Raw genomic sequence first — 18,482 nt, 5'->3', positions numbered from 1 at the left:
TCTATTCTAAAGAGTATTTGATATTGAAATAGGAGTAGCTATGGTCACACAGCAGATTATAAATGGATTAGCACTGGGAATGGGATATGCCTTGATTGCTGTAGGATATTCCCTTGTATTCGGAATTCTTCGTTTGGTGAATTTTTCCCATGGTGCAATTTATGCTTTCGGTGCAGAGATGGCTATGGTTTTTATAGGGATGCAATTCGGAATAGTCCCGGGAATCATTGCTGCGATGCTGTTGACAGGAATTTTGGGAATTGTAATCGATAAAGTGGCATTGGAACCTTTAAGAAAGAAAAAGTCACCGCCAATCGCCTCCCTCATTACCACGATCGGTATTTCCAATATAATCACGAACCTCTTAATCATCTTCCTAGGTTCGGAAAAAAGAAACTTCCCCTCCGTATTTGGAGAAGGAACGGTAATGCTTGGAAAATTCCCCATTTCTGTCACCCAAATCATGATGTTTGTAGTATCGGTTCTTCTTATGGGAATCCTGATGTTCATCGTGTTTAAGACGAAAATAGGACTTGCCATGAGAGCCTGCGAACAAAACCCGAAAGCTGCCAATCTTATGGGAGTCAACGTGAATTTTATTATCTCTTTCACGTTTTTCCTCGCTGGTGTTTCGGCAACAATAGCCGGAGCATTGGTAAGCGGATATTACCAGATTGTCTATCCCAACATGGGATTTATGGCGGGACTGAAGGCCTTTGCGGCAGCGGTTTTAGGCGGAATCGGCAGCTTGCCGGGAGCATTGATAGGTGGACTTATGGTCGGAGTTTCGGAAAGTATGGCTGCGACCTTCCTGGGGTCAACCTATAGAGATTCCATCGCCTTTATCATTTTAATTCTTGTGCTCTTACTGAGACCGCAAGGATTATTCGGACGGAAAGGAATAACGAAGGTGTAAGTTATGGTAGAGAATAAAGATAAGAACATTTCTACAGCAAAAGAAAAGAAGAGCTTTGCTATTTCTGAAATGTTGAACTTGCATCAGATGGAAAAATGGGTACATGAGAAGAAGCGGATTTTGCTTCCGGCTTTAATTCTTTTTCTGCTGGCTTTTCCGTTTATTTTATCTAACCAGTATTTACTGACTGTTACTATAAAAATTGGAATTTACAGCATTTTGGCACTGGGATTAAATGTGCTAACAGGATATACCGGACTCGTTTCTCTGGGGCATGCAGGATTCGTGGCTATCGGAGCTTACTGCAGTGCGATTCTTTCCATGAAAGCCGGGATGCCATTCTTCCCATCTGTTCTTTTAGGGATGCTTTTAGCCGGTGTAATCGGTGTAGTTCTGGGGCTTCCAAGTCTTCGTGTAACAGGAACCTATCTCTCGATTATTACTTTGGGGTTCGGAGAGATTATGAAAATGATTCTGATGAACTGGCAAAGTGTTACCGGTGGAACTTTAGGAATAAAGAATATTCCGAAGCCTGAGATTTTTGGAATGGAACTGACCGTGCAGAACTATGGATTATACTATCTTGCTTTATTTTTCCTCCTTCTCGTCAGCCTATTCTGCTTCTTCCTAGTTCGTTCCAAGACAGGTAGAGCATTAAGAGGAATTAAGGGAGATGAACTTGCTTCCACTATGATGGGAGTAAATGTTAATTTTTATAAGATACTGGCTATGGTCATTTCCGCTATGATTTGTGCTCTGGGCGGTTCCCTGTATTCCCGCTTAATCGGCTATGTGGATCCGAATACCTTCAACTTTGACGTATCTACAATGATACTCAGTATCGTGATTTTAGGAGGGATGGGAACACAGAGAGGAATGTATATCGGCGCTATTTTGCTGATTGCCTTTCCGGAAGTATCTCGCTTCCTTATGGAGTACCGTTTCGTACTGTACGGCGTGATTCTGGTGCTGATGATGCGTTTCCGCCCGGCAGGCTTATTGGGCTGGAAATCCAGGCTACCCTATCCTCTTTCTCGTCAGGCAAAGGAGGATTTGGCAAAAGAGAGTAAGGAGCTGGTATGAGTACGGAAGAAATGCTTTTAGAGGTAAAAAATCTGTCCAAGCAATTCGGCGGTATTAAGGCTGTCGATAATGTGAATCTGCAGATAAGAAAAGGAGAAATCATCAGTGTTATCGGTCCCAACGGGGCAGGAAAAACAACTGTTTTCAATCTGTTGACAGGAATTTATAAACCGGATCACGGAGAAATTTATTTCAGAGGGGAAGCAATCCACCATCTTCCGCCGATTGAAATTGTGCACAAGGGGATAGCCAGAACCTTTCAGAATATTCGACTTTTTCATGACATGAGAGTCATTGAAAATGTTCTTGTGGGAACCCATCACAGAACAAAATATACATTTTTAGATTCCAGCTTACGAACGAAACGCTTTAGAAAAGAAGAAGATGAGAGAGTAGTACAGGCGATTAGACTTTTGCAACTTTTAAAGCTGGATCACAGAAGAGATGAGTATGCGGCAAATCTTCCTTATGGAGATCAAAGAAAGGTGGAAATCGCAAGAGCCATCGCAACGGGAGCGAAGTTGATTTTACTGGATGAGCCTGCAGCAGGGATGAACCCACAGGAGTCCTTAGAGCTTATGGGATTTATCCGTGAACTTCGAGACATGGGCTATACCATTTTGATGATTGAGCATGATATGAGCGTGGTCATGAACATTTCCGACAGAATCTATGTAATCGATCATGGAAAGCCTATTGCAGACGGTTTGCCTAAGGAAATTGCAAACAATAAAGAGGTAATAGAGGCGTACTTGGGAGGGTTGCAAAATGCTGAAAATTCAGGGACTTAATACGCATTATGGGGCAATTCACGCCTTAAAGGGAATAGACTTGGAAATTCATAAGGGAGAGGTTGTTTCTCTGATAGGAAGTAACGGTGCGGGAAAGAGTACCTTGCTAAGCACTGTAACGGGAATTCAGAAGGCCAGTAGCGGAAAAGTCATGCTCTATGATGAGGATATTACCAATATTGCTCCCTACCAGTTAAGTAAGAAGAAAATCAGTATTTCTCCGGAGGGAAGAGAAGTTTTCCCGGATTTGACGGTGCTTGAAAATTTAAGGATTGGAGCCTTTTCAATCAGCAATAAAGGAGAGATTGAGAAAAACTACGATAGAGTATTCACTTTGTTTCCAAGATTAAAAGAAAGAATCAAGCAACAGGCCGGAACCCTTTCCGGCGGTGAGCAGCAGATGCTTGCTGTCGGACGTGCACTGATGTCTTCTCCGGAGCTCTTGTTCTTAGATGAGCCGTCTCTGGGACTTGCTCCCAATATTGTTTTATTGATTTTTGACATGATTAAGGAAATACAGAAGCAGGGTGTAACTATACTTCTTGTAGAACAGAATGCAAACCTGGCACTACAGACTTCTAATCGTGCCTATGTTTTGGAAAATGGACTCATTACCATGCAGGGAGATGCAAGGGAAATCGCAAACAACCCCAAGGTAAAAGAAGCATATTTAGGAATAGGATAAAGAAAGGATAAAGCATGAAAAAGATAATTAACAAGCCGGAAGACGTAGTAAAAGAGTGCCTTATGGGCTTACAGATGGCAAACAGCGATACCTTGGAGTATATTCCGGAAAAGGAAGTGATATATCGCAAAAATATGGATAAGAAGGTTGCGGTTATCTCCGGGGGCGGAGCAGGCCATGAACCTCTTCATGCCGGCTTTGTAGGAAAAGGAATGCTGGATGCCGCAGTTTCCGGAAATGTGTTCTCCTCTCCGAGTCCGGATCGTATTGAAGCTGCTATTGAGAAGGTGGAAAAGGGGCAGGGTGTACTGTTTGTAATAAAGAACTATTCCGGTGATATCATGAACTTCGGTATGGCACAGGATATGGCGGAAATGGAAGGAATCCAGGTAGAAAGTGTTGTTGTAAAAGATGATGTGGCAGTACCGGACAGCACCTATTCTACCGGTAGAAGAGGAATCGCCGGCACCATGTTTGTTCATAAAATTGCCGGTGCCATGGCTGAGACAGGCGCTCCTCTTAGTGAAGTAGCAGGAGTAGCCAGAGAGGTGGTGGAAAACCTTAGAAGTATGGGCATGGCGATGAGCCCCTGTATTTTACCTGCTGTGGGAAGACCGGGATTTACCCTTGGGGAAAATGAAATCGAAATCGGAATGGGAATTCATGGAGAGCCCGGAGTAGAGAAGACTACCATGAAGACTGCGAAAGAGATTGCGGCCATTCTACTTCAGAAAATTTTGGATGACTATGACTATGAAGGCAGTGAAGTAGCGGTACTGGTCAATGGCTTAGGGGGAACACCGCTTATGGAACTTTATATCCTGAACTATGAAGTACAAAAATTATTAAAGGAAAAGAATATTACCGCATACAAGACTTTTGTGGGGAACTATACCACTTCCTTAGAGATGACAGGTTGCTCTCTTTCTTTATTAAAGCTGAATGACAAGATGAAGACGCTGTTGGATGCATCCTGCGACACTCCGGCTTTGAAGATCGATTAATGAGGAGGAAATATGAATTTTACATTAAACAGTAAAGATTATATGGACTATATTGTTGCCGTTAATCAGGAATTAAATGAAAAAGAGGAGTATATTACCAATCTTGATCTTGCGACAGGAGACGGAGATCATTGGGCAAACCTGCACATGGGCTTCACAAAACTCACCGAAGAAAAGGAAAGATTGGAGGCCATGGACTTAAGCTCCGAGTTAAAAGAAATCGGAAAAATCATGATGGCGGTGATCGGAGGTTCTTCCGGAGTGCTCTACGGCAGTGCTTACCTGCATGCCTCCAAAGTGATGAAGGATAAGGAAGCTATCCATAAAGAGGAACTTTTTGAGATTTTAAATGCAATGCTGAACGCCATTATGGAAAGAGGACAGGCTAAGCCCGGATTTAAAACCATGATTGACAGTTTGTACCCTGCGGTAGAAGCCTATAAGGCTACTTTGGAAGAGGGAGCAAGTGTCGAAGAGTTGTGTAAGAGGGTAGCGGCTGCAGCGGAAAAGGGTGCAGAAGAAACCAGAAATATGGAATCCATTAAAGGACGGGCAACTTATCAGAGCAATAAGGGAATGGGACATTTGGACCCCGGTGCGGTTACCATGGCACTGCAAATTAAGGTCTTAATGAACAAGGCATTAGAAAAAAGAGGAAAGTAGATGCAAGAATCCAAAAGAAATCTAGTTAAAATGGCTTTTTCCGGGGAAAAAATGCAGGAAGTACCTGCAGGATTCTGGCATCATTTCCTCCCGGAAAAGGAGCAGTTTGCCAAGCCCGGTGATAAGGCTGCACAAGAAAGAGCCATAGAAGGGCATAAAAAGTTTTTTGAGGAAGTTAAGCCCGATATCATGAAGATTATGAATGATGCATTTATCGGGCATCCGACTGTGATGGAAAATCCTCTCAGAAATGGGGAGGACCTTCTCACTATAAAAAGCCTCCCGGAAGATCATCCTTGGATTACGGAGCAGGTGGAGCATCTTAAAAAGATGACGGAGCTTTTTTCCGACAAGGTAATGTGCTTTTACAATATTTTTTCTCCTGTACAGTGGATTCGAATCCGATTGGAATTTTTTGATTTGGACTTTGAACGCTTTGTGTATCTGGCAGAGAATTATCCTAAAGAGTTGCAGCATGCGGGAAAAGAGCTCGGAAAGGATATTCAGACACTGGTAAGAAAACTCCTTACTGAAACAAAACTGGATGGCATTTATTACTGTGTGCAAAATGTACAGAGCCCGAAATATGATCAGAAGACCTACAAAGAAATCGTGGGAGAAGACGAGCTTGCCGTGTTAAAACTTGCAAATGAATTAAGTCCTTATAATATCCTCCATATTTGCGGCTATGCACATCACAAAAACAATTTAGACTTCTATAAAGACTACGAAGCAGGGGCGTATAACTGGGCAGTACATACGGAAGGCGTCAGTTTGTCGGAGGGAAGGAAATTATTCCCCGGAAAATGCATTCTCGGCGGTTTTGATAACAATCCTAAAACTTTGATAACAGAAGGTGATAGAGCGGATGTAGAGAAATTTGCAGAGGATTGCATAGAGGAGAGTGAATATCGCTCCTTCATCCTTGGAGCGGATTGCTCGGTACCGAACAGCATTGCAAATGAACGTCTGCGTTGGATAACCTACTGTGCACAGGAAAAGAATAGAGAACAGGGAGAGTAAACATGGAAAACAGAAAAGAATTAATGAATGCTTTTTTGGCAAATGAAGAAGGTGAAAGAGTTATTGGCGGATTCTGGCACCACTTTGTGTCCTTTCACAACCACTATGGATGGGAAGACCCAAGCATCATGAGGACAGTTGTTGCAGAACAAAAAAAATACATCGATGAGGCAAAGCCGGACTTTATAAAGATTATGTCTGACGGTTTCTTTGGACATCCGTCTCTTTGCAAGTCTACCATTACTACACTGGAGCAGTTAAAGGAAGTACAATCTGTCGGAGAGAATCACCCTTGGATTCAGGCACAGGTGGATTATGTAAAGGAAATCTGTGCTCATGCAGGAAAAGATGTCTATAAATACTATAATATCTTTTCTCCGCTACAGTATATTCGTCTCCGCTTTGAGGAATATGATGAGGACTTTACAAAGTTTACCAGACTCTTTAAGGAAGATCCTAAGGCAATGATTATGGTTGCAAAGCGCATCGCCGAGGATACAAAGGCGCTTGTAAAGAGGCTGTTTACGGAAACGGATGTAGACGGAATTTATTACAGTGTGCAGTGTGTACAGGACAAGAGCTTTACCGAGGAAGTGCATAAAGAAAGAGTACAGCCATTGGATCTGGAAGTTTTAAACGAGATTCTTCAATATACGGATAATGTACTCCTCCACATTTGCGGATATGGAAAGTATACAAACCGTTTGGAATGGTATAAAGATTATCCCGTAAAGGCTTTCAACTGGGCGATTTATTCTGAGAATATTTCTCTTGCAGAGGGAAAAAAGATATTGAATAATAAGCCGGTTTTCGGTGGATTTGATAATGCGGAAGGAAGCCTTCTGTATACCGGAACAAAGGAAGAGATTAAGAAAGAAATATATCGTATTCTGGATGAGAGTGGAACTAAGGGTGTGGGACTTGGTGCTGACTGTACCATCCGAGAGGATATTGATCTCGAAAGACTCCAGTGGATTAAAGATATTTCCGAAGAGTATGCAAAGGAAAAGAGATAAATTCTGAGAGTTGTATACAGTGCTGTATAAAATGTCACAAAGAAGGGGCTGTAAAAAATCAAAATAGTTTTCTTAACAATATAGGTCTGAACTTGGGCACGCTTTCGCTAGCTTCGCCTGACTGAGCAGTGGTTTTGTTAACCACTGCTCACTTTGCTTCGCAAAGCAAGTCCCTGCGGACCTTGGTCTTGTACAGGACAACTTTTCTGATGAAAAGTTTGTCCTTACATAACGGATACTAAGCGAAAAACTTCGATTCTCTTGTTTTTCGCAAGTACCGACGGGCTCAGACTACCCTGCATTCAGACCTATATTGCAAAAATTACTTTATTATTTTGATTTTTTACAGCCCCTTTTTAGTATAATGAATATATTCCCGGAACAAAAATAAAGTGGAAGAAATACGGTTCAGCTCTGCTTTGACAATGAATTAAAGCAATAGGAGAGTGCGATGGCAGTCAAGTCTTATTTGAATCAATTTGCAAATGTAGTCTCGGATGTATTAAATATCGATGTGATTATCGTGGATTCAGATTTGAATTTGCTAGGGCAAAAGCTGGTCTTTTATGATATGTATCAAAAAATTGACTATGGCTCTCTTATTTATACGGTCATAGAAAGTGGAGAACAGTTCTATGTAAAAAACAGAGAGTCTGTTCCGAAATGCAAAGAGTGTAAGGGATATGCGCAATGTAAAATTGACGGTTTTGTGGGAGTTCCTATCCGCGATAAGACGGAGGTGATAGGAGCTCTTGCTTTAATTGTCAGCAAAAAGAGAGGAAAAAAGTTCTTTGAAAAAATAGATTCCACTCTTATGTTTATGGATAACATGGCGGAGCTTATCGGAAAAAGAATCATAGAGCATCAATCGAAAAAGAAATTAAAAGAAAAGCTAACAAGAGTAGAATCCATTATTGCAGCTTTGCCGGATGCCCTACTCTACTGCGATCATTTTGGAAATATTATTTACCAAAATGCTTCATTCCATTCTATTTTTTCATTGGAACAGTCTATCGGTAATATTCGGGAATTATCCGAGGAACTGGATAAATATCTGCAAAAAGGGAAAGTAGTGGAAGAGGCTAAAATCACCATAGAAAGGGGAATTTTTTCATTTTATGGGACCATCAGCATTATTCCGATTGTTATAGAAGAAGAAAAGAAAGAATTCTTATGTAAGTTTAAGCCCTATAGCCAGATTCAAAAAGAACTGAATATCTTCTCGAACAGCACTATGGTTACCTTTTCATGGTTATCAAAATATGTAGGGAAAGAAACAATAGAAGAATGTAAAAATAGAGTCAGCAAAGAGGAGTGTATATTAATTCAAAGTGAAGATAATGCTCTGAATGAGTTGATAGGAAAAGCAATTGTAAATTACTCGGAACGACGCTTAAAGGAACTCCGAGTCATTTATATGCAGAATGTGTATAGAGAATTAATGACAAGCTTCATGTTCGGCGAGCGCGGTATGCTTTGGCAGATGCAGGGAGGGAGCCTTATTATTGTGCAACCGGAAAAGATGCTACTATCTGTACAGGAAAAATTAGCGTGTTATCTGGAAAAAGAAGTGGAGAAGGTGAAAAAAAGAGAGCAGGATGAGATTTCTATCCAATTTATTTTTTGTACTAACGAAAACTTGGAGGAATTGGTTCATGCACACCTGTTTTCTTATCGCTTATACAGCATTATTACAAAAAATAGAATAGTGGATTTTCAGAGCGTATACAATAACAGAGCTGTATTTGAACGCTTTTTCAGAAGCGGAGTACTTTACTACAGTAAAATGTATGGAGAGAAGGATATTAAGGGGATTGAGGAGCTATATCAAAAGCTTTGGCGAATGATTGGAAAGAAGGACTTAAGTACTATAGAAACTTGTCTGGAAAGCTATTTTAAAAATAATACAGCCATGAATAGAAGCTTTGCGTCTTTGGAAAATGAGGGCAGTATAAAAGAAATGGAGAGAGCCGGTTTGGAACAATTGATAAAAGGGGATTATACGGTACAGCAAATCTGCCATAGGCTTGGTATTTCCAGAAGTAGCTTTTATAGGAAAATAGAGAAGTATCAACTGGAATATAAAAGGCGGAGAGGGTGAAGGAGGAAGAAAGGAGTCGTTATACTCGCCCGAGTGTTGTTGAGATTGATGATGCAGACTCTTCCGATGCTTTTACTAAGAGCGGATTTCTTAATAAAAAGCATTTTGGAATACTTGGGGCATTGGAAGAGACAACAGAGAAAAAAGTTATAAATATAAAAAAACGATAAGTCTGTACAAATCGGATTTATCGTTTTTTTATAGAGTTCACTATGTAGTTATCTTGGATCATTAATCGGTTATTTTGCATAAAATCTCTTGGTATTCTTGTCTGATTCTACGAAAATCTTTTACAGTAATTGACATTTTTGAATAATAAGAATAAAGTGTTCATGAAATAAAAATTACTGTATATTTATTTCGTGAAACAAATATACAAGAAAGGAACGGAACGATTGTGCGCCAATCAGTGATTACAGAAATAAAGTCATTATATCCTCAAATGAATGAAGCAATGCAGAAGATTGCAGATTATCTAATAGATACGGATGAGATAGAAGGTGTCGAAAGGGCTAGCGAGTTAGCGCAAAGAAGTGGGGTTAGTACTGCATCTGTAAGTAGATTTGTAAAGATGATGGGGTACAAAGAATTTCGTGATTTTCGTTTACCTATTGTATTAGAGAAGCAAGGAGAGGAGAAAAGACAAGCTAAGAGTGAGCTGAATTATAATGGGGAAACAATTAGTGGAGACGCTTATTCAATTTGTAAAACTATCTTTTCAAAGAGTGTAAGAGAGTTGGAAGAAACTTGGGGGATTTTGGATTTTTCACTGATACAGAAGGTGGCAGACTTAATCCATAAGGCCAGAAGGATTGCGGTCATTGGAGTTGGAAGATCTAAGATTACAGTGGAAGCCCTTTTTTCAAGGCTTTATCGAATTGGTTATCCCATTATGAAGTTTAGTGATTCGCATGAAATTGTGAATATAACCTCGATTTTGGAAGAAAAAGACTTACTGATTTGTGTGAGTAATTTTGGCTTAAGTAAGTCTGTAGTAGAAGGTGCAAAAAGGGCAAAAAAAAGAGGAATAAAGGTAGTGGGAATTAGTAGCATTAAGGAGTCTCCACTGTCAAAGGTGTCGGATTATACTTTGTTCAGTGCATATGACTATAATGCACAGGATGGGAACCTATTTGATCCGTCGAGTGAGAATCTTGCACAGCTTGTCATGGTGGATTGTATATACATGCTGGTGGCAAGGAAAAATGAGAAGAAAAATATCAGCTATTTTAAAACTTTTTCCAATGAAATTCATGCTGAGCATGTGAAATAAAAAGAAAAGCAGGGAGGAAGGAAATGAATCGTATACATAATGGAACCGATCAAGCCGTTGAAGATATGATTAACGGGTATACGGAAACTTATCCGACGCTTTTCGAACGTCTGGAAGGGCAAAAAGTAATTCTCTACAAAGGTAAAAAAGCCGGTGTTTCTATTTTGATTGGGGCAGGAGCAGGGAATGAACCTTGGCCGATTGGCTACGTAGGAGAAGGACTGGCAGATGCCTGTGTTTTAGGGGACGTTTTTACTGCACCCGCAGCGGGAAGTATTTTGAAGACGATTCGTGCGCTTCCCCATGAGAAAGGCGTTCTGTGTATCGCAACGAACCATGCCGGAGATGTATTGAATTTTGAATTAGTTAGTGAACTTGCAGAATTGGAAGGAATAAAAACGAGACAAATTTATGTTTCAGATGATGTAGATTCTGCTGTTGACAGAGAAGAAAGACGAGGAATTGCCGGAGTTACCATTGTCTTAAAGGTTCTTTCCGCTGCGAGGGATGCAGGACTTAGTCTGGATGAACTGGTTTCTCTTGGGGAAGAGTTAAACCGGAATCTGGCGACAGCAAGTGTCACAACATCACCTGCGTTTGTCTTTGAAACAGGAAAAGAAGCCTATGATTTACCGGATGGTTTTGTAGAATACGGCATGGGATTTAACGGAGAGATGGGAAAAGAAAGGACAGAGCTTCCCCTTGCAGAGGAGATGATAGAAAAGTTGGCGGAACCTCTCATTCATGACTTACAGATAGAAGAAGGAAGTGAGATTGCAGTTTTTGTGAATCCCTTTCAGGCAACTACCGTTTTAGAGGAGTGTGTCTTACTACATAGCTTGCAGGAGTTCTTGCAGAGTAAAAAGATAAAGGTGTTTGATACTTTTGTTCAGTCTCTTTTTCCGACACAGGGAGCCGGAGGATTATCGCTCACCTTCTTAAAAATACAGGAGCAATATAGAGATTTTTATCGGCAAGAGGCATATTCTCCACTGTTCTATAAAAGAAAGATTTGAAAATTCGGATTACTTTAGCGGATGTAGGGTAGATAAACTATGAACGAATTGAATAAAGAACAACTAAAAGAAATGATGAAGTCCGTAGCGAAGAGAATTGTGGAAGCAGAGCCTTATCTTACGGAAATAGATTTAAAGATTGGGGATGGTGACCATGGTACGGGCATGAAGCGAGGGTTTCTTGCCGTGGAACGAATGTTGGAGACCTTCTATCCACGATCTTGTGAAGAGGTTTTCCAAGCCGTAGGAACTTGTTTGTTAGATACTATGGGCGGTGCATCGGGTGTACTTTTTGGAACGGTGTTTATCTCGGGCATTGTGAAACGAGAGGAAAGAGATACATTCTCTTTGAAGGATTTTGCAGAAGTATTCTTCACTTCCCTTGCTTCTCTAAAGAAAAGAGGAAAAGCGAAAGTGGGAGACAAGACCATGGTGGATGCGCTGGAGCCGGCTGTGCTTGCTTTGAAAGAAGGTAGTGAAGACGGTTTGGATTTAACAGAAGGCTTACAGAAGGCGGCTGAAGCAGCAAAGAAAGGTATGGAATATACCAAGACCATTAAGGCACGTTTTGGAAGGGCGAAGTATTTTGGGGAAAAGGCAATTGGACTGCAGGATGCCGGTGCAACTTCCGTGTATATTATCTTTCAGGCCATGGCTGATTTTGTAAAGGGGGAAGAGCAGTGATTCTGACAGTAACGTTAAACCCTTGCGTTGATCGCACCATTGAAATTGAAAAATTTCTATATGGAGGAACAAACAAAGTTTTAAGAACGCAAGAGGATATTTCCGGAAAAGGAATCAACGTTAGTCTTGCACTACAGAATCTGGGAATTCAGAATAAGGCGGCGGGTTTTTCTTATCAGGAGGATAAAGAAAAATTAGAACGATTTTTCAAGGAAATTCATTGCCCGTATACTTTATATTCTGTTCCGGGAGCATTGCGTGTCAATGTGAAGATTTTTGACACGGAAAAAAGAGTGATGAGTGAGTTTAATGATAAAGGGAGAGAAGTTACAGAACAAGATGTAGAGGGATTTCTTGCTCTATTGGACAAAGAGTGGGATAAAACGGATATTCTTGTTGTAGATGGGTCAGTCCCGCCCGGAGTACCGAGAAGTATTTATCGGGATTTAATCCAAAAGGCCAATGAAAAGGGAGTGAAAACAATTTTGGATGCCAGTGGGGATTTACTTTCTTTGGCGCTTCCGGCAAAGCCGTTTTTTGTGAAGCCAAATAGAGGGGAGTTGGAAATCCTATATGGGAAAGCTTTCCGAGATAAAGAGGAGATGCTTTCTTTTGGAAAGACTTTGATTCAGGGGGGAGTCCATTATCTTTGTATTTCGCTTGGAGAAGAAGGCGCCGTGTTCTTAACAGAAAGTAAGGTTTATCAGGCAAAGCCAGTGAAGGTTTTGGTGCAAGGTGTGCAAGGCGCGGGGGATTCTATGGTTGCAGGTGCTTGTCTTGCTATGATGGAAGGGCTTCCGGACAAAGAGGTTTTTCGTTATGCGGTAGCTTGTGCAACGGGATCTCTTCTTCACCCCGGGACAGAGCTATGTGAAAGGCAGGATTTGGAAGAGATGCTTTCAAAAGTGGAAATAGAGGAGATAAAGTAAGATTTCATCATAGGTTAGAGAAAGGGGAACAGAATGAGTTTAGTCAGTTCAAAAGATATTTTGTTAAAAGCACAAAGAGAGGGATATGCAGTAGGCGCTTTTAATGCAGAGAACATGGAGATGGTGCAGGCAATTGTGTCTGCAGCAGAAGAGTCGTCCTCTCCGGTGATTATTCAAACAACTCCGGGAAGCCTGCAGTATGCAGATACGGACCTATTTTTTGGAATGGTGAATGCGGTGGCAGGGAAAGCAAAGGTTCCTGTAGCATTACACTTGGATCATGGGAACAGCGCGGAACTTTGTGCGAAGGCGCTTCGCTCCGGCTATACTTCTATCATGATTGACGGTTCGAAACTTCCTTTTGCAGAAAATGTTGAACTTACAAAGAAGGTTGTGGAGTTTACTCACGCTATGGGAGTTCCGGTTGAGGGAGAGCTTGGAACAGTCGGAGGTAAAGAAGACACGCATGAAGTGAAGGATAGTGAAAAGGCCTACACCGATCCGCAGGAGGCAAAAGCGTTTGCAGAGCAGACGGGGGTGGATTTTCTAGCGGTTGGAATTGGAAATGCACATGGTTTTTATCAAGGGGTTCCAAAACTACGTTTTGATATCTTGGAGAAGACGAAAGGTTTGGTAAGTATTCCTATCGTATTACATGGAGCATCCGGAATACCGGATGAGGATGTAAAGAAATCTACAGGACTTGGAATTTGCAAGGTGAATTTTGCAACTGAGCTAAGAGATGCATTTACAAAGGGAGTGAAAGCGTTTATAGCGGAGAATCCGGATGCCTTTGATCCTAAGAAATATAATGGTGCAGGTAGAGCGAAAGTGAAAGAGCTTGTTATGCATAAGATGCAGGTTTTGAATAGCGTAAATAAGGCTTAGTTTTTACAATTTGTATCAAAACGGAAATGCAATTTTACTGCATCCGTTCTGAATATTACCAATTTAATTTAAAGAGGAGGAAAAATTGATGAAAAAAGGTATTTCTTTTGCACTCGCAGCCTTAATGGCAGTGTCCCTTATGGCTTGCGGTGGCGGTGCTGCAAAGAGTACAACAGCAGCAGGAACAGAGAAGCAAACAGAGCAGGCTAGTGAGAAAGCTACTGAGAAAGCTGGTGAGACAGAAGCTGCAAAAGAGCAAAGTAAAGGAGAGGCGAAGACCATTGGTGTGAGCCTTCTAAACAGTACACATGTGTTCTATAACAGCATTGAATCTGCTATGGAAGAGCAGGCAAAAGAGTATGGCTGGACCTTGGATGTACAGGATGCAGCCGGAGATGCAAACAAGCAGCTTGGTCAGGTACAGGACTTCATCACCAAGAAGGTAGATGCTATCGTGATTGCTCCGACAAACTCAGCCGGATCCAAGTCCATGATTGATTTGGCTGATAAGGCAGGCATTCCGGTATTTACCATGGATATCGCTTCTGATGGAAAGCCGGTTACCCATGTTGCTACAGATAACAAGAAGGGTGGACAGCTTGCTGCTGAATATGTAGTGAACAATATTCTTACCGACAAGAAAGGAAATGCAGCAGTCATCACATACTCTGAAATCGAGAGCTGTGTAGATAGAGAAAAAGGATTTACAGATTATCTGAAAGAAAATGCTCCGGACATCAAGATTGTAGATGTACAGAACTACTCCGGAGACCAGCAGAAAGCTGCAGATGTTATGCAGAATATGCTTTTAAAGAATGACAACATCGATGTTGTTTTCTGCGTAGGTGACCCTGCAGCAACAGGAGCACTTTCTTCCATTACAGCTGCCGGTGCAAAGACAAAGATTATTGGCTATGACGGAAATCCGGAAGGTGTTGCTGAAATTAAGAAGGGTGGAAACTGGGTTGCTGATGTAGCACAGGATCCTGCAGGAATTGGCAAGTCCACTCTGGAAGCAATTAAGAAGCATTTGGAAGGAGAGCAGGTAGATTCCGAGATTTTGATTGCGCCGTATATCATTGATGCGAAGAATGCAAAGTAATAAAAGACTGTTTACAAGGAGGCGTCCTTCTGGAAGGGCGCCTTTTTCAAAGAGTATGGAGTAAACGATGATGGATGAGAAAAGAGAGGCTTTAGTAGAGCTGAAACATATTCATAAAGAGTTTCCCGGCGTGAAAGTTCTGGAGGATATCTCCATTGCCTTTTATCCTGGAGAAGTACATGTGCTTTTAGGGGAAAATGGTGCAGGAAAGTCTACAATCATTAAGATTATTTCGGGCATTTATCAGCCGGATAAAGGTGAAGTGCTGATAGAAGGAGCACCCGGAGCGAAAAATATTCGTGAAGCCCAGCATCGCGGTATCAGTGTTATTCACCAGGAGTTAAGTGTCATCCCTGATTTGAAAGTTTACGAAAATGTTTTCCTAGGAAGGGAAAAGAAAAAATCCGGTTTTTTGGATAAAGGGAAGATGATTGCCGAATGCAAAAAAATTCTAGATGGAATGGATGTAGCGATTGATCCGACCACACCGGTCCATAAACTAAGTAACGGTGAGAAACAGATGGTGGAAATTGCCAGAGCCGTTTCGCAGAATAGTAAAATGGTTATCATGGATGAGCCTACGAGTTCCCTATCAGATCATGAAGTGCAGTCTCTTTTTCGCGTCATCCGTCAGCTGAAGAAAGACAATGTAGCAGTAATCTACATTTCCCATCGTTTAAAAGAAATTCTAGAGATGGGAGATACCCTTACAGTTCTTAGAGATGGTACAAAGATTGCAACGGTACCTGTTTCTACAGTAACAGAACAGAAAATGGTTGAAATGATGGTGGGTAGAGAAATTTCTCAATTCTATTATAAGGCAGAAGTGCCAGAGAAAAGAGAAGTTGTTTTAGAAGTAAAAGAGATATCTTCTGCTCATCGCTTTAAAAATGTTTCGTTCCAATTATATAAAGGTGAAGTTCTTGGTGTTGCAGGTTTAATTGGTGCAGGAAGAACAGAGTTAATGCGTGCTATTTTTGGTGCAGACACTTATGAGCATGGTGACGTGCTATTGTATGGAGAAAGTATTAAAGGGAAGAGTCCTAAAGAGATTATCCGAAGAGGAATTGGACTTATTCCGGAAGATAGAAGAGGACAGGGGCTATTACTGGAGAAAACAGTTCGTGAGAATACCAGTTTAGCTTCCTTAAAAGAGAATAGTCATAACGGTTTTATTGACTTTTTGTGGGAAAAGCAGGAAGCCGTATCTTATATAGAAAAGTTGAGAATCAAAACACCTTCCGATTTGGCGGTCACAAAGAATCTTTCAGGTGGAAATCAGCAAAAGGTGGTTATTGCAAAGTGGCTTCTTGCAAAGTCTAAAATTCTGATTATGGATGAGCCGACGAGAGGAATTGATGTCAATGCGAAAGCAGAAATATACGAACTTATGAAGAATTTCGTAGAAGGTGGTGGAAGTATAATTTTAGTCTCTTCGGAGTTACCGGAAGTGCTTGGTTGCTCGAATCGTATTATGGTGATGCGTGAAGGGTATGTAACAGGATTTTTAGATAGTGCAGAGGCAACGGAGGAAAATGTTATGCTCTTTGCAAGCAAGGGAAATGAGGAGGTAGCGTATGAATAAACAGAAAAATGGTATTGCAGGAGTCTTAAAAGGGGAAAATACCATGCTCCTATTTGCTGTTGCACTCTTTGCAGTTTGTTTAATTTTTGTTCCCCGTTTTGCAACTGGGGGAAACATCAAGAATATTCTGATTCAGATTTCCATCAACGCTTTAATTGCTTGTGGAATGACTTTTACCATCTTGTCAGACGGAATTGATCTTTCTGTAGGATCCGTTGCTGCCATTGCAGGTGTAGCAGGAGCATCTCTTGTAAAAACCATGCCAAATGCATCAGTACCGATGTCCATTCTGATTATAATTTTAACTTCCCTTGTGATTGGAACGATTTGTGGGGCAATCAATGGATTTTGTATTGCGAAGTTAAATGTGCCTCCTTTTATTGCAACGATGGCAATGATGAACGTAGCAAGAGGCTTAGCATATGTCTTTACTGACGCAAAGCCGGTTTTTGGACTTCCGGAAAGCTTTGGGTTCATTGGATTAAAGGAAATTGGTATTATTCCGGTTTGTGTTATCTTAATGGTTCTTATTATCTTACTAAGTTATGTTCTTCTGACTAAGACATGCTATGGCAGATATGTTTATGCAGTCGGGAGCAATAAAGAAGTTGCAAAGTTAACCGGAATCAATGTGGATCAGATTCGTTTTTCCGTGTATGTAATATCCGGCATTTTGTCTGCGCTTGCCGGTTTGGTTCTTGCTTCTAAGCTTCAGAACGGACAGGCTACTGCTGCTGTCGGTTACGAATTAAATGCGATTGCAGCCGTGGCTATGGGGGGAACGAGTATGTCCGGAGGCCGTGGTGGAATTCCACAAACGGTTATTGGACTTATTGTAATAGGAATTATAAATAATGCTTTAAGTCTACTAGGAGTTTCTGCTTACTGGCAGACAGTTGCCATGGGTGTAATTATTTTGATTGCGGTAGTGATTGACCAGGTAAGAAAGTAGAATTTAGATAATATAAGAAAGCAAAGTCTTTGGAATAGATAAAGAAAGGCCTTCTATGATGTTTTTTCATCATGGGAGGCCTAAAAAAGTGTAAATGGTAAATAACCTGTCATCTTTTTTCCATCTATTTGGTTGGAGTCCCTGCCGTAGACTCTCTGATTATTAATTCTGTAGAGAGAATCATGGAGTGCGGGGAAAGGCCGGAACTCAAAATATTTTCCACGAGAATCTCGCAAGCGGTAAATTCCAGTTGTTGCTTAGGCTGATTAAAGTAGGTTATGGTGGGGCTGGCTTCCTTTTTCTGGATAGCTATGAATGCTTCTTCCGATCCTGCGACTACCGGATCCAGCTTTGAAATGTATGCTATTGCAGCGGTGGTTTTAGGTGGAATCAGTATGTCGGGCGGAAAGGGAAAATGTCTGGGCATCTTATTCGGCTCTCTTTCTTATACGGTAATCGATAAAATCATTATCGCCTTAAAGATGAATTCTTTAATCAATGATGCGGTAAAAGGAATCATCTTGATTGTTGTAATTTTAATTCAAGTTGCCGGTCCTCAAATTAAGCAACGAATGGAAATTGCAAAAAGTAGAAAGAGGGAAGGATAGTATAATTCAGTAGGATTTTTATAAGAGAAATTCATGTTATGACAAAGCGGCTCCGGTTAAAAGGGAAGGTGATTCCATTTTGACCGGAGTTTTAGTGTTCATGGAATCTTGTCAGTATCTAGCTTGATATGAAATGATACACTGAGCCTAAAATGAATCTTCT

Annotated in this window: 19 protein-coding genes; all 19 read left to right on the top strand. The window is 41.1% G+C overall.

Going from position 1 to position 18,482, the window contains the following annotated elements; genetic code table 11:
* Positions 1-40: 40 nt before the first annotated feature.
* The 19 genes from HMPREF9625_RS04050 to HMPREF9625_RS03965 all read left to right on the top strand — a co-directional run bounded on the left by HMPREF9625_RS04050 (position 41) and on the right by HMPREF9625_RS03965 (position 18,319).
* Entirely contained in the window at positions 41-916 is an 876-nt protein-coding gene (locus HMPREF9625_RS04050; protein WP_009535736.1) for a branched-chain amino acid ABC transporter permease, read from the top strand.
* A gap of 3 nt (positions 917-919) precedes the next feature.
* Positions 920-1,999: a branched-chain amino acid ABC transporter permease gene (locus HMPREF9625_RS04045; protein ID WP_009535735.1), complete on the top strand. Its 1,080-nt coding sequence runs from the start codon at positions 920-922 to the stop codon at positions 1,997-1,999.
* Positions 1,996-2,790: an ABC transporter ATP-binding protein gene (locus tag HMPREF9625_RS04040; RefSeq protein WP_009535734.1), complete on the top strand. Its 795-nt coding sequence runs from the start codon at positions 1,996-1,998 to the stop codon at positions 2,788-2,790. The genes HMPREF9625_RS04045 and HMPREF9625_RS04040 overlap by 4 nt, the downstream gene beginning before the upstream one ends.
* Positions 2,768-3,475 carry an ABC transporter ATP-binding protein gene (locus tag HMPREF9625_RS04035; protein WP_009535733.1) on the top strand — a complete coding sequence of 236 codons (708 nt, stop codon included), beginning with the start codon at positions 2,768-2,770 and terminating at the stop codon, positions 3,473-3,475. The genes HMPREF9625_RS04040 and HMPREF9625_RS04035 overlap by 23 nt, the downstream gene beginning before the upstream one ends.
* A 14-nt stretch (positions 3,476-3,489) precedes the next feature.
* Positions 3,490-4,479, top strand: coding sequence for a dihydroxyacetone kinase subunit DhaK (gene dhaK, locus HMPREF9625_RS04030; RefSeq protein WP_009535732.1), 990 nt, complete (start codon positions 3,490-3,492; stop codon positions 4,477-4,479).
* A 12-nt stretch (positions 4,480-4,491) separates the two neighbouring features.
* Positions 4,492-5,142 carry a dihydroxyacetone kinase subunit DhaL gene (gene dhaL, locus HMPREF9625_RS04025; protein ID WP_009535731.1) on the top strand — a complete coding sequence of 217 codons (651 nt, stop codon included), beginning with the start codon at positions 4,492-4,494 and terminating at the stop codon, positions 5,140-5,142.
* Positions 5,143-6,165 (top strand): uroporphyrinogen decarboxylase/cobalamine-independent methonine synthase family protein, encoded by a 1,023-nt coding sequence (locus HMPREF9625_RS04020; RefSeq protein WP_009535730.1) that lies wholly within the window; start codon positions 5,143-5,145, stop codon positions 6,163-6,165.
* Positions 6,166-6,167: 2 nt separating this feature from the next.
* Positions 6,168-7,181 (top strand): uroporphyrinogen decarboxylase family protein, encoded by a 1,014-nt coding sequence (locus HMPREF9625_RS04015; protein WP_009535729.1) that lies wholly within the window; start codon positions 6,168-6,170, stop codon positions 7,179-7,181.
* Positions 7,182-7,632: 451 nt separating this feature from the next.
* Positions 7,633-9,282 (top strand): sigma 54-interacting transcriptional regulator, encoded by a 1,650-nt coding sequence (locus tag HMPREF9625_RS04010; RefSeq protein WP_009535728.1) that lies wholly within the window; start codon positions 7,633-7,635, stop codon positions 9,280-9,282.
* A complete protein-coding gene (locus tag HMPREF9625_RS11320) occupies positions 9,279-9,452 on the top strand; it encodes a hypothetical protein (RefSeq protein WP_009535727.1) in 174 nt (57 codons plus the stop codon). The genes HMPREF9625_RS04010 and HMPREF9625_RS11320 overlap by 4 nt, the downstream gene beginning before the upstream one ends.
* Positions 9,453-9,736: 284 nt before the next feature.
* Positions 9,737-10,555, top strand: a complete 819-nt coding sequence (locus HMPREF9625_RS04005; protein WP_242822680.1) for a MurR/RpiR family transcriptional regulator — start codon at positions 9,737-9,739, stop codon at positions 10,553-10,555.
* A 23-nt stretch (positions 10,556-10,578) separates the two neighbouring features.
* On the top strand, positions 10,579-11,571 hold the full coding sequence (locus HMPREF9625_RS04000; protein WP_009535725.1) for a dihydroxyacetone kinase subunit DhaK: 993 nt from the start codon (positions 10,579-10,581) through the stop codon (positions 11,569-11,571).
* 39 nt (positions 11,572-11,610) lie between these two features.
* Positions 11,611-12,255: a dihydroxyacetone kinase subunit DhaL gene (gene dhaL, locus HMPREF9625_RS03995; RefSeq protein WP_009535724.1), complete on the top strand. Its 645-nt coding sequence runs from the start codon at positions 11,611-11,613 to the stop codon at positions 12,253-12,255.
* The gene (pfkB, locus tag HMPREF9625_RS03990; protein WP_009535723.1) at positions 12,252-13,184 is read left to right on the top strand and encodes a 1-phosphofructokinase; all 933 of its coding nucleotides are present in this window, start codon (positions 12,252-12,254) and stop codon (positions 13,182-13,184) included. The genes dhaL (HMPREF9625_RS03995) and pfkB overlap by 4 nt, the downstream gene beginning before the upstream one ends.
* A gap of 33 nt (positions 13,185-13,217) precedes the next feature.
* The gene (fba, locus tag HMPREF9625_RS03985) at positions 13,218-14,072 is read left to right on the top strand and encodes a class II fructose-1,6-bisphosphate aldolase (protein WP_009535722.1); all 855 of its coding nucleotides are present in this window, start codon (positions 13,218-13,220) and stop codon (positions 14,070-14,072) included.
* A gap of 88 nt (positions 14,073-14,160) precedes the next feature.
* Positions 14,161-15,174 (top strand): substrate-binding domain-containing protein, encoded by a 1,014-nt coding sequence (locus HMPREF9625_RS03980; RefSeq protein WP_009535721.1) that lies wholly within the window; start codon positions 14,161-14,163, stop codon positions 15,172-15,174.
* A 67-nt stretch (positions 15,175-15,241) separates the two neighbouring features.
* Entirely contained in the window at positions 15,242-16,759 is a 1,518-nt protein-coding gene (locus HMPREF9625_RS03975) for a sugar ABC transporter ATP-binding protein (RefSeq protein WP_009535720.1), read from the top strand.
* Complete coding sequence (locus HMPREF9625_RS03970; RefSeq protein ID WP_009535719.1) at positions 16,752-17,711, top strand: ABC transporter permease; 960 nt, start codon at positions 16,752-16,754, stop codon at positions 17,709-17,711. Before HMPREF9625_RS03975 ends, HMPREF9625_RS03970 begins: the two co-directional genes overlap by 8 nt.
* Positions 17,712-18,022: 311 nt before the next feature.
* Positions 18,023-18,319 carry an ABC transporter permease subunit gene (locus tag HMPREF9625_RS03965; protein ID WP_242826662.1) on the top strand — a complete coding sequence of 99 codons (297 nt, stop codon included), beginning with the start codon at positions 18,023-18,025 and terminating at the stop codon, positions 18,317-18,319.
* Positions 18,320-18,482 lie beyond the last annotated feature (163 nt).

Source organism: Oribacterium parvum ACB1 (assembly GCF_000238055.2).
Lineage (GTDB): Bacteria > Bacillota > Clostridia > Lachnospirales > Lachnospiraceae > Oribacterium > Oribacterium parvum.
The sequence above is the reverse complement of the archived record's forward strand: the minus strand, read 5'-3'. Positions and strand labels throughout refer to the sequence as shown.